The organism is Aquimarina sp. KJ22-3 (assembly GCF_055808215.1).
This window is the reverse complement of the sequence record NZ_CM147859.1, coordinates 3538824-3563043: the sequence shown is the minus strand read 5'-3', so window position 1 is coordinate 3563043 and position 24220 is coordinate 3538824. Positions and strand designations below refer to the sequence as shown.

General features: G+C 36.9%; 16 protein-coding genes. 9 read left to right on the top strand and 7 right to left on the bottom strand.

What is annotated here, in order from left to right:
* Positions 1-23: 23 nt before the first annotated feature.
* Positions 24-1688: a RagB/SusD family nutrient uptake outer membrane protein gene (locus AC0L3Q_RS16320; RefSeq protein ID WP_473281063.1), complete on the bottom strand. Its 1665-nt coding sequence runs from the start codon at positions 1686-1688 to the stop codon at positions 24-26.
* Between the two features lie 12 nt (positions 1689-1700).
* A complete protein-coding gene (locus AC0L3Q_RS16315; protein ID WP_473281061.1) occupies positions 1701-4625 on the bottom strand; it encodes a SusC/RagA family TonB-linked outer membrane protein in 2925 nt (974 codons plus the stop codon).
* Between the two features lie 329 nt (positions 4626-4954).
* Between AC0L3Q_RS16315 and AC0L3Q_RS16310 the strand changes: the two genes are divergently transcribed.
* The 9 genes from AC0L3Q_RS16310 (at position 4955) to AC0L3Q_RS16270 (ending at position 17081) form a co-directional block, all read left to right on the top strand.
* Positions 4955-5995: a LacI family DNA-binding transcriptional regulator gene (locus AC0L3Q_RS16310; RefSeq protein WP_473281060.1), complete on the top strand. Its 1041-nt coding sequence runs from the start codon at positions 4955-4957 to the stop codon at positions 5993-5995.
* A 114-nt stretch (positions 5996-6109) separates the two neighbouring features.
* Complete coding sequence (locus AC0L3Q_RS16305) at positions 6110-7462, top strand: MFS transporter (protein ID WP_473281058.1); 1353 nt, start codon at positions 6110-6112, stop codon at positions 7460-7462.
* 12 nt (positions 7463-7474) lie between these two features.
* Complete coding sequence (pgmB, locus tag AC0L3Q_RS16300; protein ID WP_473281056.1) at positions 7475-8137, top strand: beta-phosphoglucomutase; 663 nt, start codon at positions 7475-7477, stop codon at positions 8135-8137.
* Between the two features lie 15 nt (positions 8138-8152).
* On the top strand, positions 8153-10459 hold the full coding sequence (locus tag AC0L3Q_RS16295; protein WP_473281054.1) for a glycoside hydrolase family 65 protein: 2307 nt from the start codon (positions 8153-8155) through the stop codon (positions 10457-10459).
* 101 nt (positions 10460-10560) lie between these two features.
* On the top strand, positions 10561-12417 hold the full coding sequence (locus tag AC0L3Q_RS16290) for a glycoside hydrolase family 13 protein (RefSeq protein ID WP_473281052.1): 1857 nt from the start codon (positions 10561-10563) through the stop codon (positions 12415-12417).
* 167 nt (positions 12418-12584) lie between these two features.
* Positions 12585-13829: an alpha-amylase family glycosyl hydrolase gene (locus AC0L3Q_RS16285; protein ID WP_473281050.1), complete on the top strand. Its 1245-nt coding sequence runs from the start codon at positions 12585-12587 to the stop codon at positions 13827-13829.
* 272 nt (positions 13830-14101) lie between these two features.
* A complete protein-coding gene (gene pfkA / locus AC0L3Q_RS16280; RefSeq protein WP_473281048.1) occupies positions 14102-15088 on the top strand; it encodes a 6-phosphofructokinase in 987 nt (328 codons plus the stop codon).
* A 48-nt stretch (positions 15089-15136) separates the two neighbouring features.
* Positions 15137-16138: a type I glyceraldehyde-3-phosphate dehydrogenase gene (gap, locus tag AC0L3Q_RS16275; protein ID WP_473281046.1), complete on the top strand. Its 1002-nt coding sequence runs from the start codon at positions 15137-15139 to the stop codon at positions 16136-16138.
* Between the two features lie 73 nt (positions 16139-16211).
* Entirely contained in the window at positions 16212-17081 is an 870-nt protein-coding gene (locus AC0L3Q_RS16270; protein WP_473281044.1) for a BadF/BadG/BcrA/BcrD ATPase family protein, read from the top strand.
* An 18-nt stretch (positions 17082-17099) separates the two neighbouring features.
* Here the strand turns inward: AC0L3Q_RS16270 and AC0L3Q_RS16265 are convergent, their stop codons facing one another.
* The 5 genes from AC0L3Q_RS16265 to AC0L3Q_RS16245 all read right to left on the bottom strand — a co-directional run bounded on the left by AC0L3Q_RS16265 (position 17100) and on the right by AC0L3Q_RS16245 (position 23968).
* A complete protein-coding gene (locus AC0L3Q_RS16265; RefSeq protein WP_473281042.1) occupies positions 17100-18914 on the bottom strand; it encodes an ATP-binding protein in 1815 nt (604 codons plus the stop codon).
* A 7-nt stretch (positions 18915-18921) separates the two neighbouring features.
* Entirely contained in the window at positions 18922-19506 is a 585-nt protein-coding gene (locus AC0L3Q_RS16260; RefSeq protein ID WP_473281040.1) for a DUF4202 domain-containing protein, read from the bottom strand.
* Positions 19507-19578: 72 nt separating this feature from the next.
* The gene (nirD, locus tag AC0L3Q_RS16255; protein WP_473281038.1) at positions 19579-19956 is read right to left on the bottom strand and encodes a nitrite reductase small subunit NirD; all 378 of its coding nucleotides are present in this window, start codon (positions 19954-19956) and stop codon (positions 19579-19581) included.
* A 12-nt stretch (positions 19957-19968) separates the two neighbouring features.
* A complete protein-coding gene (gene nirB / locus AC0L3Q_RS16250; RefSeq protein WP_473281037.1) occupies positions 19969-22485 on the bottom strand; it encodes a nitrite reductase large subunit NirB in 2517 nt (838 codons plus the stop codon).
* 163 nt (positions 22486-22648) lie between these two features.
* Positions 22649-23968: an alginate export family protein gene (locus AC0L3Q_RS16245; protein WP_473281035.1), complete on the bottom strand. Its 1320-nt coding sequence runs from the start codon at positions 23966-23968 to the stop codon at positions 22649-22651.
* Positions 23969-24220: the final 252 nt, after the last annotated feature.

The window sequence follows — 24220 nt, the reverse complement described above, 5'->3', positions numbered from 1 at the left end:
TTTGAATTTTTCATAGTTTAATTTTAGAATCCAGGGTTTTGCCCTAAGTTTGGATTTGCTGACCTGCTCGATTCCGGAACAGGGAATAATTGAAAGTTTTCTGAGATAGATGAACCATTTTGTGGTCCACCTTTGTATGACCAGTTATAGGTTCCACCTGTGTAAAGACCAAATCGGATAAGATCTTGTCTTCTGTGTCCTTCCCAGTGTAGCTCTCTTGCACGCTCGTCAATAAGGAAATCTAACGTTAGATCTGCGTCAACGATATTTCCTGAAGCATCTCCAAAAGCTCTTTCTCTTAGTTGATTTACGAATCCTAAAGCAGTAGTACGATCACCGCCACCACCTCTTAATTGTGCTTCTGCATACATTAAGAATACATCTGCCAATCTAAATAGTGGGAAATCAGTATCTACGAAGGTTGCATCTTTTCCAGGCTCTCCTGCAGAAGTAATGTTAGAAAACTTAGCTAACAAATATCCGCCAGAAGTATCAGCGATATCTGCGATTTCGATAGGACGTTCTTCATCGGTAACCACATTTCCATCATCATCCAGTTCGATGTCTCTAGAAACTACAGTATTTCGAGTATCGTTGGCAAAAAGAGCATCATTAACGAATAATTCTCCAAACTGTCTTCTAATACGATATAAGTTTCCAAATCCACCAACACCCAGAGATTCTGGAGTAGGTTGGAAACCTGCTCTTGCATTTTGTTGACCCTGGATAAGAATACCAGCTCCTCCAAAGTTTCTAACCGATGTACCATCAGCGATTACAGGAAAGATAACTTCGTTTTGAGCTCCGTTGGTATCGTTATCTGCGTTAAAGTTGTTCAGATAAACCGGATTTAAAGAGTATCCACTATTGATAATTTCTTGACAAACAGTCAAACAATCTGCAAAACGTTGATTTTCTGCACCGAGATAAACTCCTGCATTTAGGTATAATTTTGCAAGAATCATTTTCGCCACTCCTTTGTTAACTCTTCCGTATTGAGAAGAATTCCCTGGAGCAACATCTAATAAATCAGCATCAACTGCTAACAATTCAGATTCGATATAGTTGAACAATTCTTGTCCAGCTATTTCTGGTACTCTTGTAAATCCAACTGCATCGTCTTCTGTAGCAAAAGGTGCCCTTCTGAAAAGGTCTAATAAATGATAGTTCGCCAAAGCTCTTAATACACGTGCTTCTGCACGGTAAGCTCTGATTTCATTTCTTAACTCACCAGATACACCTCTTTCATCAAGTTTACCATCTGTAGTTTGACGTAAAAACTCATTAGCTAAAGAAATCTGGAATGTTGCTCTGGCCCAAAAACCAAGAACTACAACGTTATTAGCATCCCAGCTGTTTCTTTGTACCTGACGAATTCCTGGATCGTTTTCGAAAGTCCAAATCGTTTCGTCGGTAGATAAGTTTTGAAGGTTAAATAAACCTCTTATATATTGCCCGGTTCCTGCATCGATTCCTGCGATATTAGATTGTCCAGGACCATCTAAACCTACTACAGAAAGGTTTGCATAAACACCGGCGATAGCACGATCATAAGCATCAGGAGAACTAAATACATCCTCTGCTAGTAAATCATCATCATCTTCTAATTCGATATTCAAATCGTCTTCACAAGAAGCGAACATACCGATGAAAAGAAATGCGTATAAAAATATCTTATAAAATTTCATTTCCTTAATTTTTTAGTATTTATAGTTAATTCCTAACAAGTACGTACGTCCTCTAGGGAAGATCGTATTATCCACACCGTTGTTTTGTATTTCTGGGTCTAGACCAGAGTAGTCTGTGATTACAAATGCGTTTTGTACACCTGCCCAAAAACGAAGACTAGAAACACCTTTCATCACATCTCTAAGTGTATATCCCAAAGTGATGTTATCCATTCTTAAGAAAGAAGCATCTTCTACATAAAAATCTGATAGGATTACATCTGATGTGTTTTGGAAATTAGTGTCTAATACGCTTACTGGAGTATTGTTGAATACATTTCTAAATACATTTCCTAGTTGTGCGTTTGAGGAAGCTACGTTATTGTAAATTTCGTTTCCTAAACTCGCTCTCATATTGAAACTAAAGTCGAAGTTTTTGTAATTGATACTAGACTGTAGTCCCATAGTAACATCTGCTACCGCATTTCCTGAAACGTAACGGTCATTATTGTTAATTACACCGTCCCCATTCAAGTCTGCATAAGCACCTTCGATCGGTCTTCCGTTTTCATCATAAACTTGTGCAAACGTAAAGAAAGAGAAAGGATCCTCACCTTGTCTCTGGATCTGGATGGTGTTTCCAGTTCCTCCGCTAATACCAGTAGTTAAAATATCCTGACCAAATGCCAATTCTTCAATTTCTCGGTCAATGTAAGTAGCGTTAAAACTTACATTCCAGTTGAAATCATTTTTTCTGATCACATCTGCATTGATCGCAAATTCAATACCTTCTGTAACGAATTTACCAATGTTTTGGAACCCTTGGTTGGTAAAGTTAGCAGCATCTGGTACCGGCGCTTGAGAAAGTAAGTCGTCTGATTCTTTTCTAAATACGTCTACAGAACCACTAATACGATCGTTGAAAAAACCATAATCTAGTCCAATGTTATATTCTGAAATTTTTTCCCATTCGATATCTTCATTTCGAAACTGGGCTTGAACGATGTTTACTACTTCTCCGTTAAGAATATATTGAGTGTTTGGACTACTACCTCTATATCTTTCTAAGAATTCGAAAGCCGAAGGAATATCTTGCTGTCCAGTAATACCATAACCTAAACGAAGTCTTAAGTTACTTAATACATTAGAGTTTTTTAGGAAATTTTCTTCGCTAATCTGCCATCCAAAAGAAGCAGAAGGGAAGTAACCAAATCTGTTGTCTTCACTAAACCTTGAAGTACCATCACGACGAATAGATCCAGTAATAAAATATCTATCGTTGATTTTGATATTAGTTCTTAAGAAGTATGCTAATAAAACAACATCAGGACTGATAGTTTCTTCTGGTTGAATATTTGGATCTCTTTGATCACCTGTAGTAAAGATTTCTGTTTCGAATTTTTGGTAAGAATAACCTCCTGTAGCTTCGATATCAAAAGCACCTACTTTTTTGTTGTATACCAAATAAGCATCTAATAATCTGTTTTCTGTAAGAAAATCAGTATCCGATTTAAAACCGTTGAATTCTCCTTGCGCAGAGTTAAAAGTGTTTGCACTTTCGGTAGAACGTTCTTCAAACCTGTCCGTTTCACTAGAATCGAAACCTAAGTTTAATACAGCACGTAGATCAGGAAAGAAATGCAATTGATAATCGAATTTTGCATTACCATAAAACCTTCTTACGTTGGCAATATCTCTTGTTTGTAACAACTGTGCTACAGGGTTTCTTTGTACGTTTGCTTGTGCAAAACCTTCGTTATTCAGATATTCAAAAAACCCTCCATAAGGTGAAGTAGCATCAAAAACAGGTTGTGTAGGATCAAAAGTAATCGCTGAACCTTCAACACCAGGAGCAAATCTGTTTTTCTCAAAACTCAAATTTGCATTCACATCCACTTTTAAATGATTGTTGAATAGTCTTGGGTTTAATGCAAGTGACATTGCTGTTCTTTCAAACTTTGACGTTCTTCTTAAACCTTCTTGATCAGATCTACCTAATGTAAAACGAGTAGGTAATACCTGCATAATAGATCCACCCACAGATAAGTTATGATTGGAAGAGAATGCATCTCTATAAATCTCATCTTGCCAATCGGTGCTTGCTGATCCAAGATCAGCTAATCTATCCGGAAAATTTTCTGCAATAAACGTTCGGTACTCATCAGCAGAAAATACATCAACTACTTCATTTGCCGTAGTAATGTTTGTTTGTGAGTCCAAGCTAATTTGTAAATTCTTTTTTCCCTTTTTGGTAGTAATGATAATTACCCCGTTTGCTCCTCGGTTACCATAAATGGCCGCTGCAGAAGCATCTTTAAGAATCGAAAATGATTCGATGTCATTTGGATTAATTGCAGATAATACAGATCGTGAACCATTATTCGTGTCTCTCGGGTCGTTTAATGGTAAACCATCTACTACAATAAGTGGATCGTTTGATGCGTTTAAAGAGGCACCTCCTCTAATTCTGATTTGTGAGTTTCCGGCAGGACCTCCATTGGTGTTGATATTAACACCGGCTACCCGACCGTTAAATAAATTTTCTGCAGTTACGTTGTTACCAGTATTAAAATTCTCTGATGTAACAAGAGCAACTGATCCCGTAAGATCCTTTTTTCTTGCAGCACCATAACCGATAAGAACAACCTGTTCTAATTCTGCAGCATCCTCTTCTAAAACCATGTCTATGGTAGCTTGACCTGTATACGTCACTTCCTGAGGTATAAAACCTACATAGGAGAATACGATAACATCCCCATTGTTAACATCGCTCAAAGAATAAAGACCATCAAAATCGGAAGAAGTTCCGTTTGTGGTCTCTTTGACAATGATATTTACACCCGGAATGGGTTGACCACTTCCCGCGTCAGTAACTGTTCCCGAGACAGTCGACTGGGCAAAAAAGCTCATTGGTATCAACCACAATAAAAACAATGCGCTTTTAGTAAATGTTTTCATAAAATTAAATTAGTTTTTGATTGTTTTAAGTCTTATATTTTCACTTTCTGCATCCAAAGTATGTAAATTTTACGTTAAATCTTCAAAGCCAGTGTAGTCGAAACCTTACGAAAACGTTTGCGTGTGGAAAACTTTTAAAATTCCCTTAAAATTTTAAGTTTTATTGTGTTCATATAGCATAATTTCGCGCCAAAATTTAAGGAGTAAACAAAAAAAGGAAGAAGGGATCATAAATATCAAAACGTCTTGATGCTTTTGATATCTTTAATATACAAATCAATGGGGATGATTTTAAAGGGGATAATAAACGCTAACAAATAACAAAAAGGATGAAACAAAAAGTTACACTAAAACAAATTGCAAAAGAACTGGATGTTTCCATTTCTACAGTGTCCAAAGCCCTAAAAGACAGTGTGGAGATTAGTTTGGACACTCGTCAAAAGGTAAAAGCTTTCGCTAAGCTGTATAACTACAAACCAAACAACATTGCATTAAGTCTAAAGAACAGAAAAACTAAAACCATAGGAGTTATTATTCCTGAAATTGTACATCACTTTTTTACAACAGTAATAGGAGGTGTAGAAAAAGTAGCCAACGAAAAAGGATACAATGTAATTATATGTTCTTCTAATAATTCTTTTGATAAGGAGGTGATCAATATGGAAATGTTGGCAAGTGGGAGTGCAGATGGCTTTATCCTATCAGTAGCCAAAGAAACCCAACTCAAAAAAGATTATCACCATATAGAAGAAACGATGAGTCAAGGGATGCCAGTGGTACTCTTTGATAGAATTATTGATGAAGTGGTATGTGATAAAGTAATTATAGACGATGCCAAAGGAGCACAAACAGCAACAAATCATCTGCTCTCACTAGGGTGCAAGAAAATTGCTATCCTAACTACAGTCGACTATATAAGTGTTGGTAAACTAAGAACAAATGGATACCTAAGAGCGCTTAGAGCCTACGATATTGAAGAAAATGAAGAGCTTGTATTGAAAATAGAGGATATTGATAATTGTGAATCTGAAATCCATGATTTTCTCGAAGGGAAAGATGTGGATGCTGTATTCGCGGTAAATGAATTATTTGCAGTTTCGGCAATTAAGGTCCTTCATGCACAAGGAAAGGATGTGCCAAATGATGTAGCTGTAATCGGATTTACAGATGGGATTCTTTCAAAACATTTCATCCCAAGTCTAACAACCATTAGTCAACATGGAGAAGATATGGGTGTGCGAGCGGCCAAGCTCTTAATAGATAAGTTAGAGGGGGATGAGACTATGACAGAGGAGTATCGAACGGTAATAATAGATACGAGTTTGGTTCAGAGAAAATCCACAAAAAAAGTAAAGACTAACGATTCATAATTAAAAAAATGTAATATCTTTGGAGCCTATCAGAACTTATATTTTCACTTTCTACATTTAAATAAGTTTTGATAAGTCTTGCGCTTATCAGTGTAATAATTAAATATTCACTTAATGAACAAGCGTAAATTAAGTTTCTGGGAAATCTGGAACATGAGTTTCGGTTTCCTAGGGATACAAATGGGTTTTGCTCTTCAAAATGCAAACGCCAGTAGAATTTTACAGATTTTTGGTGCAGATGTACATGAGCTGTCCTGGTTTTGGATTGTTGCTCCCCTGACGGGATTAATCGTTCAACCTATAATAGGATATTACAGCGATAAGACATGGACCAGATTAGGTCGAAGAAGACCTTACTTTCTTACTGGAGCTGTCCTGGCGTCTTTAGGACTGTTACTCATGCCTAATGCCGACATGTTTACAGCCTTTATGCCAGCCTTATGGGTAGGAGCAGGAATGCTAATGATCATGGACGCTTCGTTCAATGTGGCTATGGAACCTTTTAGAGCCTTGGTCGCAGATAATTTGCCATCGGATCAAAGAACACTTGGGTTCAGCGTTCAGACGGCACTTATCGGTTTTGGAGCTGTAATTGGGTCTTGGTTACCCTATGCATTTGTGAATTGGTTCGGAATTTCGAATGTTGCCGAAGAGGGAAAAGTACCTCTGCATTTGTTGCTATCCTTTATTATAGGAGCAATTGTTTTGATCGGGAGTATTTTGTTAACTGTTTTTACTACCAAAGAATATACTCCAGAAGAACTCAAAGCTTTTGAAGAAGAATCTGATGATGAGGAGTCGGAAGAAACGTCTTCCTTACTAAATATCTTTTCGGATTTCAGGAAAATGCCTTTAACTATGAAACAATTGAGTTGGGTGCAATTCTTTTCCTGGTTCGCATTATTTGGGATGTGGGTTTTTTCTACTCCTGCGATAGCACACCATGTATATGGATTACCTATAGAAGATCATAGCAGTAAAGCTTATCAAGATGCCGGAGACTGGGTAGGTTTCTTATTTGGTGTATACAATGCAGTTTCTGCAATTTTCGCTTTTTTCTTACCAGCAATAGCCTTAAAAATAGGAAGGAAGCTTACACATTCTGTATGCTTAGTCATAGGAGGTGTCAGCTTCATATCCATGTATTTCATTTCTAACGAAATGCTATTGATCATTCCTATGATCGGAATTGGATTTGCCTGGGCCAGTATTTTGGCAATGCCTTATGCTATTTTGGCGGGAGCGATCCCAGCGAGAAAAATGGGAGTGTATATGGGGATATTTAATTTCTTCATTGTGTTACCTCAAATAGTAAATGCATTAATAGGAGGTCCATTAGTGAAGTACTTTTATAATGGTAATGCTATGTACGCCTTAGTAATAAGTGGAGTGTCCTTTATTATAGCAGCCTTATTGGTGACTAGAGTAAAAGATGTAGATGATAAAGTAATTTTAAATAAAAGCTAAGATAAAAGAAACATGAAGAAAGCATTTATTTTTGATTTGGATGGTGTTATTGTTGATACAGCAAAATATCATTTTTTAGCCTGGCAAAATCTAGCCAATAGCCTAAGTATTTCTTTTTCTGAAGAACAAAATGAACAACTAAAAGGAGTTAGCCGAGTACGATCTTTAGAAAAAATTTTAGAATGGGGTAATAAGACCATTTCAGAAGAAGAATTTACAAGATTAATGGCAGAAAAGAATGAGGAGTACCTAGCCTATATTTCCAAGATGGATACCTCAGAAATTTTACCAGATGTCCCAAGAATACTTAATTATTTGATTTCAAAAAATCAAGCAATTGCTTTAGGTTCGGCAAGTAAAAATGCACGAATAATTTTAGACAAAGTAGAACTAACCAATAAATTTAATACTATCGTAGATGGTACAAATGTATCCAAAGCTAAACCTGATCCAGAGGTGTTTTTGATCGGTGCAAAAGCTTTAGACATTGCTCCAGAGGATTGTGTGGTTTTCGAAGATTCTGTTGCAGGTGTGCAGGCTGCAAATATTGCCAATATGATCAGCATCGGAATCGGAGACGCCAAAGTGCTTCATGAAGCAGATTATGTTTTTAAAGACTTCACCGAAATCAAAGAAGAGTTTTTGGATGCATTACTAACTACCGAAAAAGTTTAACAATTTTAGAAGAAGATGAATCAGGATTATATAAAACCAGATAACTGGTCGATTATTGAAGAAGGATTTGATGTAGAACGAGTTAAATCCTCAGAAAGCCTTTTTAGTATCGGTAATGGTGCTATGGGACAACGAGCAAATTTTGAAGAAACTTATACAGGTCCCACTTTCCAAGGAAGCTATATTGCTGGGGTATATTATCCAGACAAAACCCGAGTAGGATGGTGGAAGAATGGGTACCCAGAGTATTTTGCAAAAGTACTTAATGCACCCAACTGGATCGGTATAGATGTCGAGGTGAATGGAGAAAAACTGGACCTACATCAATGTAAGTCTGTTACCAATTTCAGGAGAGAACTTAATATGAAAGAAGGATGGTACCAACGTACATTTACAGCGGTACTTGCTAATGGCACGGAAATAGAAGTAAAAGCAACACGATTTCTTAGTCTGGATCTAGATGAGGTAGGTGCTATTCGTTATGAAGTAACTCCAATTAATAAGGAAGCTAAAGTGGTATTTACACCATATTTGGATGCCGGGATTACAAATGAAGATACCAACTGGGACGATAAGTTTTGGGATACCTATGATTTGTCTCATAATGGCAATACTGCTTATATCCTATCCAAGACGATGAAGACAGAGTTTCATGTGTGTACCGGAATGTTAAATCAGTTGTTTGTTGCCAACGAACAAGTAGATGCTAGTCCGAAAGCCGAGACCAGCGGTACTTCTGTAAGATTGTCTTATGAGGCTCAGGTAGCCAAGGGGCAAAGCACGCATCTGGTTAAATTTGGAGGGTATACGGTATCCTTAAATCATAAAAACGAAGATCTGGTTTCTGCCAGCGCAACGGTGCTGAAGCAAGCGTCAGAATCTGGTTTTGATGCTTTGTTAGACCTGCAAAAGAAAGCCTGGTCCAAGATTTGGGAAATGGCAGATATCGTTATCGAAGGAGATGTAAAAGCACAGCAAGGGATTCGTTTTAATATCTTTCAATTGAACCAAACCTATTTAGGAAAAGATCCTAGATTGAATATTGGTCCAAAAGGATTTACAGGCGAAAAATATGGAGGAAGTACCTATTGGGATACTGAAGCATACTGTCTTCCATTTTATATGGCTACCAAAGATCAGATGGTGGCAAGAAATTTGCTTACCTATCGTTACCATCATTTGAATAAAGCAATAGAAAATGCAGAAAAACTTGGGTTTACCAATGGCGCAGCATTGTACCCGATGGTGACCATGAATGGAGAAGAGTGCCATAACGAATGGGAAATTACGTTTGAAGAAATCCATAGAAATGGGGCAATGACCTTTGCTATTTACAATTATGTGCGATACACAGGAGACTACAGCTACATTCCAGAAAAAGGATTGGAAGTAATGATTGGTGTAGCACGTTTTTGGCATCAGAGAGCAACGTTTTCTGAAGAGAAGGAGAAATATGTTATTTTGGGAGTAACTGGTCCAAACGAGTACGAAAATAACATCAACAATAACTGGTATACAAACTATTTAGCCAAATGGTGTATCGAGTATTGTGTAGAAAGTCTCGATAAGGTAAAAGAAGAATATGCTGCAGACTACAAAAGGATTATAGAGGCTACGAATTTGCATCAGGAAGAAATTGATGGAATGTTGAAGGTAGCAGAGCATATGTATTTCCCTTACTCAGAAAAGCATCAGGTATTTTTACAGCAAGATGGGTTCTTGGATAAGGAACTGATCACAGTATCCAATCTAGATGCTTCTCAACGACCAATCAATCAATATTGGAGTTGGGATAGAATCCTGCGTTCTCCTTATATCAAGCAAGCGGATACCTTGCAAGGGATGTATATGTTTGAGGATAAGTTTACTAAAGAAGAAATGGCAAAACACTTTGATTTTTATGAACCATATACGGTTCATGAATCTTCTTTGTCTCCTTGTGTTCATAGTATTATAGCAGCTTATCTAGGTAGAATGGATCAAGCGTACACATTTTACTTGCGTACATCCAGACTAGACCTTGATGATTACAATAAAGAAGTAGAAGAAGGACTGCATATTACCAGTATGGCAGGAACCTGGATGAGTATTGTAGAAGGTTTTGGAGGATTAAGAATTAAGGAGGATAAGCTTTCTTTTACTCCAAGAATTCCTAAAGAGTGGAAAGGGTATACTTTTAATGTGAACTTCAGAAATCAAATCTTAAAAGTGAGTGTTTCTCAAGAAGGGACATCTTTTACTTTAGAAGGAAATCAGGAATTGACCATTTGTGTGGATGGTAAAGAATTTACCATTTCTCCAGATAGTTTAATAACGGTGTAATCAATACCTATTGATTGAATATAAAAACACCTCAAGAGCTTTGGTTTTTGGGGTGTTTGTTTCTAACCAATTACCATTAATCATTTTAAAAACTTAAAACAATGAAGAATATAGTACTAGTTCTATGCTCTTGTTTATTGTTTTCAATCACTTACGGACAAATAGACAAAATAGAACCTCCTTTTTGGTGGAGTGGAATGCATCTTGACCAACTGCAGTTGATGTGCTACGGGAAAGACATTTCTAAATACGATATACAGATAGAAGGGCTTACCATAACAGAGGTGAAAAAAACCGAAAACCCAAATTATGTGTTTGTTACTGTAGATACAAAAGGAATACAACCTGCTACTTTTTCTATAGATTTTAAAGAAAACAATAACATTGTGTTTTCTCAACCCTATGAATTGAAACAAAGAAGAGAAAACTCCAAAGATCGCAAAGGTTTCGATAGCAGTGATGTCATGTATTTGATCATGCCGGATCGATTTGCTAATGGTGATTCCAAAAATGACTCTCATCCAGATACTGTGGAGAAGGCCGATCGATCAAATCCAGGTGGACGCCATGGAGGAGATTTACAGGGGGTAATTGACCATTTGGATTATCTCAAAGATCTCGGAGCAACGGCCTTGTGGAGTACTCCTTTGTTGGAGGACAACGAACCAGTGTACTCATATCATACTTATGCACAAAGTGATCTATACAAAATCGATCCAAGATACGGTACGAATGAAGATTATAAACGCTTGGCTTCAGAAATGCACAAGCTGGATATGAAACTAATTATGGATTATGTTACCAATCATTGGGGGTCCAAACACTGGATGATTCAAGATTTGCCAACCAAAGATTGGATTCACCAATGGCCAGAAGGTTTCAGAAGAAGTAATTATCGAATGACTACGCAGTTTGATAACAATGCAGCTCAAGTTGATGCCAAAGGCTGCATGGATGGCTGGTTTGATACCACAATGCCAGATATGAATCAAAGCAATCCTTTATTGCTTAATTACATTACACAAAATGCTATTTGGTGGATAGAGTATGCAGATCTCGGCGGGTTTAGAGTAGATACCTATTCCTATAATGATAAGGATGGTATCGCACAATGGACCAAGGCAATTATGGCGGAGTATCCTAATTTTAATATTGTAGGTGAGGTTTGGATGCATAATCAGGCTCAGATTGCGTATTGGCAAAAAGACAGTAAAATTGGAGCAATTAATGGCTTTAATTCACATTTACCTTCGGTAATGGATTTCACCCTTCATGATGCATTAATGGTAGTTTTTGATGAAGATGAAGGCGCATGGGACAAAGGTATGATCAGAGCTTATGAAAATTTCACAAATGACTTTTTATATCCAGATATTAATAACATTCTGTTGTTTGCTGGTAATCACGATACCAATAGAATAAATGAGATCTATCAAGGAGATATTGATAAGTACAAAATGGCCATGACCTTGGTATTTACCACACGAGGTATTCCGCAGATCTATTATGGAGATGAAATCGGAATGCTAGGAAATCGTGACAAAAAAGGAGATGGTGATATACGCAGAGATTTTCCAGGAGGCTGGCAAGGTGATCAACAAAATGCCTTCTTGCCAACGGATCAAAATAAGGGAAGAACCAAAGATCAGGAAGCCTTTCATGCATTTACCAAAAAAGTATTGAACTGGCGTAAAAATGCTTCATCCATTCATGATGGAAAATTACTTCAGTTTATCCCATTCGATAATGTATATGTGTATTTCAGATACAATAAGGAGCAAACTGTGATGGTCATCATAAATAATAGTACCAAGGATCAAAATATCGATGTAAACAGATTTAAAGAAGGAATACAAGCTTTCAAAACGGGGACCGATATTATTACTGATAACAATATTGATATTACCGAGGATTTTAATATTCAGGCTAAAAAATCCATGATACTAGAGTTGAAATAAAAGAATAAACCTAATAGAATTAAAGAGATAATGAAAAAACTAGCAATAAGTTTAGTCACCCTGGGAGTATTGTTTTCCTGTGGAAAAGAAAAAAGGAAACCGTAGCGGCCAAAACCGAAGTAAAAGAAGAAGTAAAGCAAGAACTTCCTCCTGTAGATAATGCAATGATGGAGAACGCTGTTATATACGAAGCTAATATTCGTCAGTATTCTGAAGAAGGATCGTTTAAAGCATTTACCAAAGATATCCCGGTGTTGAAACAATTAGGAGTAAAAGTGCTTTGGGTAATGCCGATTTATCCTATTTCTACTACCAAAAGCAAAGGGCCTTTAGGAAGTTATTATGCGATTTCTGATTATACCAAAGTAAATCCAGAATTTGGAACCTTAGAAGATTTTAGAGATTTGGTAAAAACAGCACATGATAATGGTATTTATGTGATTTTAGATTGGGTAGCAAATCATACAGGATGGGATCACGTATGGTTAAAAGAGCACCCGGATTATTATACCAAAGATAAAGAAGGGAATATTACACATACGGTAGATACGGACTGGACAGATGTTGCTGACCTCAATTACGATAATCAGGAGATGCGTGAACAGATGAGAAAGGATATGATGTATTGGGTAAAAGAGGAAGGCGTAGATGGCTTCCGATGTGACGTAGCTGGAATGGTGCCTGTAGATTTTTGGGAAAAAACAGTAACTGAGCTAAAGAAAATCAAACCTGTATTTATGTTGGCAGAAGGTTGGGAACCTGAATTGCTGGACAATGCCTTTGACATGGGATACGGATGGGATACGCACCATAAAATGAATGATATCGCGCAAGGAAAAGCAGATGCTAAAGAATGGGATAAAAGAATGGCGCAAATTGACTCTTTGTATGAAGAGGATGATATTTTGATGAACTTTACTTCCAACCATGATGAAAATTCCTGGAATGGTACTGTAGATGAAAGAATGGGAGATGCCAAAGAACTGTTTGCTGCACTTTCGTATGTTGCACCGGGTATGCCTTTGATCTATTCAGGTCAGGAATATGATATGGATAAAAGGTTACTCTTTTTTGAAAAGGATACTATCATTAAAAAGAAAGGGAAATTCTTTCCATTATATGAAAAACTAGGAAAGCTTAAAAATACCAATCCTGCTTTGCATGGGGGAAAAGAGGCAGCGTCCTATACCAGAATTACTACTTCTGATGATAAAAAGGTGTTGGCCTTTGCAAGAGAAAAAGATGGTAACAAAGTTGTGTTTGTAGCCAATATGACCAAAGAACCAGTTGCATTTACATCGGATTATACAGGTAAATTCAAAGACTACTTCTCTGGAGAATCTATGGAAGCAACAGCAGACCAAAAATATGAACTGGATGCTTGGCAATATTTAATTTTGATTCAAGAGTAATCAAAAAACGAAGTGTTAATTTATCAAACGGTCTGTTTTTACAGACCGTTTTTTGTTATTTATACATTTTTAAACAAAAGTTGAGGTCTATAGATCAAAATAATAGTAAAAAACGATCCGCTTTGATATATTACTTTAATCTTAACGATATTCCTGAAAATGTGTTAAAATATCCTCTTTATTGTCGGTAAATACTGAATTTATTAACCGAAAACGTTTTAGTTTTTTAGCAAATTAGGTTATTATGGTCATTAACGATAGTTTTGGCTGTAATGACAAAAAAGGTTAAAAATATCGCAGTATTAACTTCGGGAGGAGACGCTCCTGGAATGAATGCAGCCATTCGCGCAGTGGTCCGTTCTTGTAGCTTTTATCAGATCAATTGTTTTGGTATCTATAAAGGATATGAGGGGTTAATTCATAATGAAATTGAAGAGCTGAATGCACGTTCGGTACGAAACATTATTAATAAAGGAGGAACTTTCCTGAAATCAGCACGGTCTGCAGCATTTAGAACCGTAGAGGGCAGACAAAAAGCGTATGACAATCTGGTAAAAAATAATATAGATGCTCTTGTAGTAATTGGTGGAGACGGAAGTTTTACTGGAGCGCTTAAATTGTCTGAAGAGTTTAACTTTCCTGTAGTAGGTATTCCTGGAACTATCGATAATGATATCAACGGTACTGATTATACGATTGGATATGATACAGCACTGAATACCGTAGTAGAAGCCATAGATAAAATTCGTGATACGGCAAGTTCTCATAATCGCTTATTTCTTATTGAAGTGATGGGAAGAGATGCCGGAGATATCGCTCTTAATGCAGGTATAGGTGCAGGTGCAGAAGAAATTCTTATTCCCGAGGAAGATATGGGGGTAGATCGATTAATCGAGTCCCTCAAGAAAAGTAAAAAGACTGGTAAAACCTCTAGTATTATTGTTGTAGCAGAAGGAGATAAATCAGGGAAAAATATTTTCGAACTGGGGGAGTATGTAGAAGAACACCTTCAAGATTACGAAGTAAGAGTTTCGGTATTGGGACATATTCAAAGAGGAGGAGCACCAAGTTGTTACGACAGGGTATTGGCCAGTAAACTGGGAGTAGGAGCAGTAGAGGCTTTGTTAGAAGGTAAAAGTGAAGTCATGATAGGAATTGTACATAAGCAAGTGACCATTGTTCCGTTGACTACGGCATTGGATAAAAGGATTCATAAGCATGATGGGCTAATTAAAGTAGCAGATATCACTTCGGTGTAACTATATAACCACATTTAAATCAAAATTAAAACAACTAAATTATTAGATATGAGTACGTTAAAAATTGGAATTAACGGTTTCGGAAGAATTGGAAGGATTGCTTTTAGAATAGCTTCAAAGCGAGATAACGTAGAGATTGTAGCCATAAATGATTTACTAGACGTAGACCATTTGGCTTACTTATTAGAATATGACTCTGTTCACGGTAAATTTGATGGAACAATTGAGGTGAAAAATGGGAACCTTGTTGTAAATGGAAAAGAAATCCGTGTAACCGCAGAACGCAATCCAGAAGATTTGAAATGGGATGCAGTTGGAGTTGATGTAGTTATGGATTGTACTGGAATATTTACTACACTGGGAACGGCAGATGCTCACCTTAAAGCAGGAGCGAAGAAAGTTGTGATTTCAGCACCTTCAAAAGATGCTCCTATGTTTGTAATGGGAGTAAATCATAACGACGTAAAAGATTCTGATACTATTGTATCTAATGCTTCTTGTACTACCAATTGTTTAGCACCATTAGCCAAAGTTATTGACGATAATTTCGGAATTGAAGAAGGATTAATGACTACAGTTCACGCTTCTACGGCGACACAGTCTACAGTAGATACTCCTTCAAGAAAGAATTACAGATTAGGTCGTAGTGCCTTAAATAACATCATTCCTTCTACCACAGGAGCTGCAGTTGCCGTAACCAAAGTAATTCCAGCGCTTCAAGGAAAATTAACCGGAATGGCATTTAGAGTGCCAACTGCAGATGTTTCCGTAGTGGATCTTACGGTAAAAACTAAAAAGGCTGTGTCTTACGAGGAATTGAAAGCTGTAGTAAAAAAGGCTTCAGAAAATGAACTAAAAGGTATTTTAGGATATACAGACGAAGATGTTGTTTCTCAAGATTTTGTTGGAGAATCACAAACGTCTGTTTTTGACGCTAATGCAGGAATTGCACTTAATGATAATTTCTTCAAATTGGTGTCTTGGTATGACAACGAATATGGTTATTCTACAAAATTAGTAGACTTGTCTACTCACGTAGGTAACTTATAGGACATAATATTTTCATGCCCCAAACCAATTTTTGGGGCATTATTTTCTTGCTAACAACAAATAAATTTTCAAAATGATTTTATTAGCCGACGGAGGTTCTACTAAATGCGATTGGATTCTGCTAGATGGATCCGGAGAAATTGTTTTTAAAACCCGAACAGAAGGGTTGAATCCAGCTGTATTCGAAAAATCTCTACTCGAGAAAAGAATTCGAAGTAATAAAGAACTTTCTTCTAATAAAGAAAAAATTGATACGGTACATTTTTATGGAGCCGGTTGCGGTACTGTAAAACCAGCGGCTATGCTTAAAAAAGTATTTGAAGAATTTTTTGTTAATGCAGAAGTTGTTGTTAAAGAAGATATGGTGGCTGCGGTCTATGCAGCTACTACAGAACCAGGTATTGTTTGTATTTTGGGTACGGGTTCTAATAGTTGTTATTATGATGGGGATGATATCCATATGTCTGTGGATTCTTTAGGATATATCCTTATGGATGAGGCTAGTGGTAATTATTTTGGAAAAAAGTTGATCAGGGATTACTATTACAAAAGAATGCCTCCAGAAGTTGCTGCAGAGTTTGAGAAACGTTTTGACTTGTCTTCTGATGCGATCAAAGAGAACTTATATAAAAGAGAAAATCCAAATACCTATTTGGCGTCTTTTGCAGAGTTTATTTTTACCAGCGAACGTAATGGATACTTTTATAAGGTGCTTACCGAAGGTATTCAGGAATTTGTAGAGAATAGAGTATTATGTTTCCCTGAAGCTCAAAACGTACCTATTCATTTTATTGGCTCTATCGCGCATTTTAGTGAAGATATTATTCGTGCTGCAGTATGGCCTTACCATCTTACCGTAGGTAATATCGTAAGAAGACCAATTGATGGGATTATCGATTATTATCGCAACGAAGTGATCAAAACCAAAACAGATAAAGTATAGAAGATTATTACTTTTCCATTATAATGAAATAGGGTAGTTGAGGGTAACTCTGGTTCCTTGACCTGGGATAGAGTTTAAGAAAATGCGACCATTGATATAATTCATGCGCTCTTTCATAAAAAATAGGCCCATACCACCTTCAGCGTTGTTCACTGGTTTTGTGGGCACTTTACTAATGTCAAACCCTTTTCCATTATCATCAATGGTAATACTCAATAGGGTTTCAGAATGATTGAGATTAATCATTACAAATTCAGAGTTAGCATACTTAATAGCATTGTTTACTGCTTCTTGGGTAACCCTATATAGATTGGTTTCTACTAAGGTGTCAAATCGTTGGTCAAAGTTAGAGGGGTTTTCAAAAATAATATTCTTACCCGTAAGTTTGGAAAGCTCTTTTGCCATTTTTTGTAGGGCAGTAGGGATGCCATAATCCTTTAACTCAGGTGGAGTAAGGTTAAAAGTAGCCATTCTGATTCCCTGAATCAGATCATTTGATAATTGTTTTAGTCCTTCAATTTTTTGCTCAGATTTTTCAATATTAGATAGATTGATAGACTCAATATTCAGTTTAAGAGCGGTTAGCATTTGCCCGATGCTGTCATGGATTTCTTTTGCAATTCTTTTTCGTTCTTCTTCTTGTGCCTCTACGATTTGACTGGCATTCGATTTTTGAAGCTCCTCTTTTTCTTTATAGCGGGAGGCATTAAGCCGTTCAATTTCAATTTGAGCTTCTTTTCTTTTTGAAATATCAGAGCACAATACCAACCGTTCAGAATTACCAGACTCTTTAAAAACGGTAAGAATAGAAACATCTAACCAGATTTTTTGTTGGTTATGTGTTTCAAATTCAAATTCTTCATTGAAGACACCTCCTTTATTTTGAGCAATAAGCCGTAACAACCTGTTTTTTTGTACTTCGTTAAGTCCAATAAGATCTGCAAGATTTTTCTGCGAACTATCTTGTTCGACGCGCAAAAGTTTAGCAAAGCGATCCCCTATATTTTTTACAATCCCTGATTCATCTGTACGAGCATAGAGTAAGGTTTGATCAATGGCTTTGGTAAGCGAAATTAACTCTTGTACATTTTTCTCTTGATTTTTTCGCAATTCCTCTGCTCTGGATGCCATCTCTTCAGATTTTTTTTGAGATTGCAAAAGTTTTGAAATGGTGTTTTTTATGCTAAATGTGGTGGGTCTAAATAGCAGGAAAAATTCTGAGATAAGGATAAGAATAATGAAACCGAATAAGATGTATTCAATTCTTTTAAGACTAGATACTTTTTGTTGTGCTTCTTTTTCGTATTTAAAAACTATAGCATCCATTTGTTCCAAAAAGAGAGGCTCGTTAGTAACGATAGCATTGAGGTGATTTGTGAATTGATCGGGTTGTATAGAATCTTTTCTAGCAAGATCAATGGCTTGTATGCTATTGATATAAATGGTCTCAAACGAAGGTTGCAAACGAGCAAACATTCTTTCGATTTCTGTACTGTCGGTATTTTTTTTGGTCACAGATGCATTATACTGTGTCAGTATTTCATGAGATTGTCGCCAGAGTTCAAGAGTAGATTCTAGATTCTTGATATGTTCTCTTCTGGTGTTGGACACTTCTACATTAGAGAGTATCAACGCCTCTTTGGTCAACTTCTGACTCAACATTCGTTGTCTTCCTGAGATATTTATGATTCTTGAATCATCGATCTGCGCGTTGAGATACTGTTGAATAAAAAATTGCCCTCCAATTGTAAACAAAGCTATCGCCCCCAGAGCAATAATGTAGATTTTACTTAGGCGATTAAAAGTTTGATGATCTAAAGAATCTCGTTTCAACGGTAAATTAGGCTATAGCTTGTTTAACCAAAGCTAAGGCTTTTTCAGAATATGATAGTTTTAATGCGGCTTCATGTCCTTTGACAGACATCTTTCGCCACGTTTTTTGTAAAATATCGATCACTTTTTCATCAGAGTGCTTTACCATAAAATCCTCATAATAGTAGGATAAGAATACCAGGCAAATCACATCTTCCAGGGTTTGAGTACCTTCATCTTTCTTGAGCTTTTTCTTTTGAAGTAAGAAAGAAACTCTTTCTATGACTTCTTCATCATAACCTACTTTGGTCAAAATTTGAGAAGCCTTTTCTGCATGAAATTTCTTAAGTTCCTCTCTCCATTTCAAATATCCAACACGATCCATAGGGTAGCTGTTTCTGGGAATTTCCCATCTGCAGATGTGTTGTGCTCTAGCTGCTAATTGTAGCGCTTCAGAAGCACTAGGATCAAAGCTATCCAAGGTGGTAGACATACGTTGTCCATAGATTAATTCTTTGGCAACCCATTGTCCATTTACCTCTTCCTGGTTAGGGTCTTTGGCATTGGCTTCATCAAACAGAGAAAGTGCTTCGGTTAATTTATTGGTCGGCATAAAAGTGATGTGTTATACTACAAACAAATTTATGTTTTTTCTTAATTAAACAAGCATTGTTACCGAATATCTTTATTCTGAAAAGCCAATATAAACAAAGCCATCTTCTATTTTTACCGGGTATGTAGCAATAGGTTCCAAATCTCCATTTAGATTTTCACCACTTTTCAAAGAAAATGTCTTTTTATGCATGGGGCAAGCTACTTTGGGAACGCCACCTTGATCCCCAATCATTCCTCTGCTCAATACCATTTCCATTTTGTGTGGGCAAACATTTTGGCAAGCGTACCATTCTTGCTTTCTTTCAAAATTGAATACGGCTATTTGTTTGTTGTTGTATTTGATACATGCACCTCCGTTTTTAGGAAAATCGCTTACTTTGGCTGCTTTGAACCAAACCGCTACTTCGTTGACGGTAGTGGTTTTATAGATTTCTAAAATTTCTTCCATGATACTTTTCTTTTATTTCCAGGGCTCAGGCATTTTTTGATCTCTTAAAGGAACAAAAACCAGATTGTCATCGGTTTCTTCGCTATTTACAAAGTGATTGAAGCGTTTCATAATTTCTTCATCTTGTATGGCTTGTGTCCATTCACATTGAAAAGAACCTACCAATCCACTCATTTCTTTTTCCAGGTCTTCTGCTAAGCCCAGAGAGTCCTCAATAACTACTTGTTTTAGATATTCAATACCTCCTTCTAACTTATCCAACCATTTTGCGGTTCGTTGTAATGGTGCTGCCGTTCGGATATAGAACATTAAAAAACGATCCAAGTATTTGATCACGGTTTCGTTATCGATTTGTTCCGCCAATAATTCGGCATGCTTTGGATTGGCACCACCATTACCGCATACGTATAGATTCCATCCTCCTTCTACAGCAATCACTCCAAAATCTTTACAACGGGCCTCTGCACATTCTCGAATACAACCCGAAACTCCGCCTTTTAATTTGTGTGGCGATCTAAGGCCTTTATAACGCTCTTCTAATTCGATAGCAAAGCTTACGCTTTCATCCATTCCGTATCGACACCAGGTAGATCCTACACAACTTTTTACAGTTCTCAATGATTTCCCGTAGGCGTGTCCGCTTTCGAAACCATGATCGATAAGATCTTTCCATATTTTAGGCAATTGATCCAAACGCGCACCAAAAAAGTCAACGCGTTGTCCTCCTGTAATTTTGGTGTATAGATCATATTTCTTCCCGACTTCTCCCAGTACGATTAGTTTTTCGGGAGTGATTTCTCCTCCCGGAATCCTTGGCACTACAGAATATGTACCGTTTCTTTGGATATTTGCTAAAAATCGATCGTTAGAATCTTGAATAGGAGCTTCTTCGTTGGCGGTGTCTGCATAAATACTGGCCATAATAGAAGCAATTACAGGTTTACATGTTTCACATCCATCACCTTTTCCAATATGATCGAGTACTTCGTCGTATTTTCTGTATCCTTTTAGTTTAATGATGTCATACAGTTCTTGTCGGTTATATTCAAAATGTTCGCAGATGGTATCTTTTACTTCTTTACCAAGAGACTTTAATGTAGCGTCTACTAGGTCTTTTACCATAGGTTTACATCCACCACATCCGGTTCCTGCTTTTGTACAAGAAATAACATCTCCTAGATCATTACAGCTTCCATCTTGTATAGCTCCGCAGATAACTCCTTTGCTTACACTTTCGCACGAGCAAATTTGCGCATCATCTGGTAAATCCATAACATCTCCTAGCAAAGAATCTCCATCTCCGCCACGACTACCTAGAATCAAATCCTCCGGGTTTTCAGGAAGGGCCATTGCCGTATTGTATATCTGAAATAAAGCATTGTAATCTGAAGAATCTCCGACCAGAATACCTCCCAACAGTTGAGTGCCATCTTGAGATACATTTATTCTTTTGTAGATTCCTTTGCGTTTGTTTTCGTAGACAATAGTATCAATATCTTCATTTTCGGATAAGGCATCACCAAAACTTGCTACTTCGGTCCCAATCAATTTTAACTGAGTAGACATATCGATATGATCGGCCATATATTTCTTTGTATCCGAAGTGATATGAGATACTGCTACATCTGCCATGTCGTATCCAGGAGCTACCAGTCCGTATATCATATTATTGTATAAAGCTACTTCTCCAATGGCAAAAATATTATCATCGGAAGTTTTCATGGTGTTATCGACAATCACACCCCCTCTGATACCCGTCTCGAGTTGACATTCTTTGGCTAGCTCATCTCTTGGACGAATTCCTGCAGAAATGACTAACATGTCTACATTGAGTTCGGTGCCATCGATATATTTTAGACCTTCAATGGCCTTTTCTCCTTTAATATATTCGGTTTGTTTGCTTAGATGCACTTCCAACCCAAGCTCTTCAATTTTGGTTTGCAACATATCACTTCCTCCCTGATCAAGTTGTCTAGGCATCAATCTAGGAGCAAACTCTACCACATGTGCGTCCAAACCGAGTTCTTTTACAGCATTTGCAGCTTCTAAACCTAATAAACCACCGCCAAGAACTGCGGCTTGTGTTTTTCCTTCTGATTTAAGTTTTTTGGTATATGCAGCAATAGCTTCAAGGTCTTCGATAGTACGATATACAAATACTCCTTCTTTTTCTACTCCTGGTATTGGAGGTACAAAAGCTGAAGAACCTGTGGCTAAAACCAAATAATCATAAGCGTATTTTTCTCCTCTATGATTGGCAACCGTTTTTTCTTCCCGGTTGATTTCGGTGATCATTTCAGAAATATGAAGATCAATACGATGTTCTTTATACCAGGTAGCAGAAGACATGCTGAGATCTTCTTCAGTTTTTCCAGCATAATACTCGCTTAAGTGTACACGATCATAAGCTCTTCTGGGTTCTTCCCCAAAAACGGTTAGTTGAAAATCACTGTAATTTTCAGAGGCTACAAATTTTTCGCAAAACTTATAACCAACCATTCCATTACCTATAACTACTACCTTCTTCATAAATTACGTATTTAAAAACCAAAATTAAGTATTAATACGTATTTTATTGATAAGAATTACGTAATTATCCGTAGGTAAATTTGAAAATTCCAAAAAAATAAACACCAATCCCTGCCAAAAATATTTTTTGACAGGGATTGGAAACTGTAACAAACTTGAAAATTTATAAGTTTTCGGGAGCGGGTTTAGGGCTCCACTTTAATAAGTTCGGTTTTACAACTAGCATTGCCCATGCCCAGTTTTGTGTACTTGCTGGGTCAGCTACGCCTTTTAGGATTTCCATAGAATCTGAAGCAAACATATGAGAGTATCCTATCTTCAAAGTAGCAAAAGGAAGTACTTTTTGAGTGTATACCAGATCTACTTCTGTTCCTAAATAGTCATCAATTCCTTCACCCAAGCTTTCTGCAGCTGCAAAATAGTGGGCTTTGATCAAAAGACTTGATTTTTCTCCGGTTTTGATCACTGTTTTCCCGTAGAGATCATTCAATCCTACATTATTGGCATGGTTCCCTACAAAAAAGTAATCCATATATCCATTGAACTTGTGATTGGTACCAAAAATTGGGAAGAAAGATTCTATTTTCCCATCGGTTCCTCCATTTTCATCTCCGCTTAAAGTCTCAAATCCAAGCCCAAATAATGTTTTCCCTGGCTTATAGGTAAGTTCTAATAATGCATTGTAAGCAGATAGCTCGATATCCTCGGTAAAGTCCCCTGTTTGCCCATAGATATTGGCTGCAATTGAAAATCCTTTTGCAGGTTTGGCTACCAAATGGGTACCAAAGGTTTGTCTGCGTACGGTACCATCTACAGGTGTTTGTCCATCATTAGGATCTAGATTTTGGTAAGAGTTATTAGCAATTAACAAACTTCCAGAGAATTTCTCCCAGTCTTTATGCAACCAGGCATAGATCATTCCTTTATAATCGAATACTGCTCTTACATTTCCTCCATTATTAGGATCAAATAGTGTGGTTTGTGTTCTCACACCATTTTGGTTAAACGCAAGACCTATATCTAGTTTTAACCCTTTGTCATTGGCGTATTTTAGTAAGGCCGCATCGTGGAATCGACCTTGCATTGCCCAATCCAATCCTCCAAAGATTCGTTGATCATCATAGGACAAGGCTTGTCTTCCTAGTTTGGTAGACCATCCTTTTCCGAATTTGAAATCAATCCAGGCTTGCGCCAATGAGAAGCTATCATTCCCATCGACTGGTGCAATTTGTGGAGTATCTCCCCAGATACTTACATCTTGCACGCTTATAAAGGCAGAGAATTTTTCTTGTTTGTATCCTAGTTTTAATCTAGAACGTTGCTGTACAAATGTTCCGGCATCCAAACCATCAGGAATTAGCGTGCCAAAACCATTTAAATATTCCAATCGAGGTCTGATATCTGCGTCGATACTGAATTCTTGTGCTTTCCCCTTTGTTGCCAAAATGAATAATAATAAGGCAAAGTATAATTTGTTTTTCATTTGAATAGTTTTTGTTGGCATACTATATAAGATATGCAATTGTTGTTCTGTTAGTTCTATTAACGGATTATGTTATCATTAAAAATATGATGTAAAACTAAGTATTAATACTTAATTTTTAAGTTTTTATTAGATAAAAATACGTACTTTTAATTTTCATTTTTCTAATTTTTTGTATCAACTTTTGAAATATTCATATATTTGATTTTGCGTTTATTGAGGTAAACGCGTAAAAGAAATAAGTCAAAGTTT

What these genes read in the sequence shown, in the direction of transcription:
- pgmB (WP_473281056.1), top strand. Translation starts at nt 7,475, where the DNA reads ATGAAGAAAGCATTTATTTTTGATTTGGATGGTGTTATTGTTGATACA.
- gap (WP_473281046.1), top strand. Translation starts at nt 15,137, where the DNA reads ATGAGTACGTTAAAAATTGGAATTAACGGTTTCGGAAGAATTGGAAGG.
- AC0L3Q_RS16285 (WP_473281050.1), top strand. Translation starts at nt 12,585, where the DNA reads ATGGAGAACGCTGTTATATACGAAGCTAATATTCGTCAGTATTCTGAA.
- AC0L3Q_RS16310 (WP_473281060.1), top strand. Translation starts at nt 4,955, where the DNA reads ATGAAACAAAAAGTTACACTAAAACAAATTGCAAAAGAACTGGATGTT.
- AC0L3Q_RS16295 (WP_473281054.1), top strand. Translation starts at nt 8,153, where the DNA reads ATGAATCAGGATTATATAAAACCAGATAACTGGTCGATTATTGAAGAA.
- nirB (WP_473281037.1), bottom strand. Translation starts at nt 22,485, where the DNA reads ATGAAGAAGGTAGTAGTTATAGGTAATGGAATGGTTGGTTATAAGTTT.
- AC0L3Q_RS16245 (WP_473281035.1), bottom strand. Translation starts at nt 23,968, where the DNA reads ATGAAAAACAAATTATACTTTGCCTTATTATTATTCATTTTGGCAACA.
- AC0L3Q_RS16290 (WP_473281052.1), top strand. Translation starts at nt 10,561, where the DNA reads ATGAAGAATATAGTACTAGTTCTATGCTCTTGTTTATTGTTTTCAATC.
- AC0L3Q_RS16305 (WP_473281058.1), top strand. Translation starts at nt 6,110, where the DNA reads ATGAACAAGCGTAAATTAAGTTTCTGGGAAATCTGGAACATGAGTTTC.
- AC0L3Q_RS16315 (WP_473281061.1), bottom strand. Translation starts at nt 4,625, where the DNA reads ATGAAAACATTTACTAAAAGCGCATTGTTTTTATTGTGGTTGATACCA.
- pfkA (WP_473281048.1), top strand. Translation starts at nt 14,102, where the DNA reads ATGACAAAAAAGGTTAAAAATATCGCAGTATTAACTTCGGGAGGAGAC.
- AC0L3Q_RS16260 (WP_473281040.1), bottom strand. Translation starts at nt 19,506, where the DNA reads ATGCCGACCAATAAATTAACCGAAGCACTTTCTCTGTTTGATGAAGCC.
- AC0L3Q_RS16320 (WP_473281063.1), bottom strand. Translation starts at nt 1,688, where the DNA reads ATGAAATTTTATAAGATATTTTTATACGCATTTCTTTTCATCGGTATG.
- AC0L3Q_RS16270 (WP_473281044.1), top strand. Translation starts at nt 16,212, where the DNA reads ATGATTTTATTAGCCGACGGAGGTTCTACTAAATGCGATTGGATTCTG.
- nirD (WP_473281038.1), bottom strand. Translation starts at nt 19,956, where the DNA reads ATGGAAGAAATTTTAGAAATCTATAAAACCACTACCGTCAACGAAGTA.